The 1,409-nt window shown below is 48.5% G+C and carries 2 rRNA genes; both read right to left on the bottom strand.

Annotation, left to right across the window (positions count from 1 at the left end):
- Positions 1 to 764: ribosomal RNA gene (locus ACTND6_RS10980) — 23S ribosomal RNA — on the bottom strand; the annotation flags it as partial.
- A gap of 231 nt (positions 765 to 995) precedes the next feature.
- A 16S ribosomal RNA gene (locus ACTND6_RS10975) occupies positions 996 to 1,409 on the bottom strand; the annotation flags it as partial.

The following is a 1,409-nucleotide window of genomic DNA, read 5'->3' as shown; positions in this document are numbered from 1 at the left end:
CTCCAGCTGGATTCACCCAGCCTTCAACCTGCTCATGACTAGATCACTACGGCTTCGGGTCTATCTCATCGTACTTGCCACCCTCTTAAGATTCGCTTTCGCTTCGGCTCCATATTGTCTACTTAACCTCGCACGATAAGATAACTCGCCGGTTCATTCTACAAAAGGCACGCCATCACACTTTAATGTGCTCTGACTTTTTGTAAGCATACGGTTTCAGGTTCTATTTCACTCCGCTCCCGCGGTTCTTTTCATCTTTCCCTCATGGTACTGGTTCACTATCGGTCATATAGGAGTATTTAGCCTTACCGGATGGTCCCGGTTGCTTCCGTCAGGGTTCCACGTGCCCCGACGTACTCAGGATTCCAGTCGCACTCTTCGAAATTTCGTCTACAGGGTTTGCACCTTCTATGACTGAGCTTTCAATCTCATTCGACTATCTCTCAGATGTTGCTTTTTCTGGTCCTACTACCCCAGTTCAAGACTGGTTTGGGCTGCTCCGATTTCGCTCGCCACTACTTTCGGAATCACTTTTGTTTTCTTCTCCTCCAGGTACTGAGATGTTTCAATTCCCTGGGTTTTCTTCTCGCAACCTATGTATTCAGTTGTGGATAGCCACGCATTTCCGCATGACTGGGTTTCCCCATTCGGATACCCCCGGATCGTTGTCTGTGTACGACTCCCCGAGGCGTTTCGCCGTTTTCTGCGTCCTTCTTCTGCTCTATATGCCAAGACATCCACCGTACGCTCTGCTTCGTTTAATCACTTCTTGCTTGAGAACTGTTAACTATTTCTAGTTGACTTTAGTTAATCTTTTCTTCACAACTTTTCAGAAAGACCTATCTGTTTGTCTTTCTTCGTTGTTATTCAGTTTTCAAAGAACATCCTTCTGAGAGGAAATCCTCTCAAAACTGAACAGGACTCTTCCACATTCCTCCGAACGTGTCAGACGATCTGTCGCTGATCGTCCCTTCTGTACTTCTCTTTCTCCTTAGAAAGGAGGTGATCCATCCCCACGTTCTCGTAGGGATACCTTGTTACGACTTGACCCCAATCACCAGCCCTACCTTCGACGGCTCCTTCCTTGCGGTTAGGCCACCGGCTTCGGGTATTGCCAGCTCTCATGGTATGACGGGCGGTGTGTACAAGGCCCGAGAACGTATTCACCGCGGCATGCTGATCCGCGATTACTAGCGATTCCAACTTCATGAGGTCGGGTTGCAGACCTCAATCCGAACTGAGACTATCTTTCAGTGATTCGCTTCAGCTTGCGCTGTCGCTGCACGTTGTAATAGCCATTGTAGTACGTGTGTAGCCCAGGCCATAAGGGGCATGATGATTTGACGTCATCCCCACCTTCCTCCGGTTTATCACCGGCAGTCTCTCTAGAGTCCTCAACTTGATGTTAG

This window comes from Bulleidia sp. HCP3S3_C9, assembly GCF_052064035.1.
GTDB lineage: Bacteria > Bacillota_I > Bacilli_A > Erysipelotrichales > Erysipelotrichaceae > Bulleidia.
This window is presented reverse-complemented; position numbering and strand designations above follow the sequence as displayed.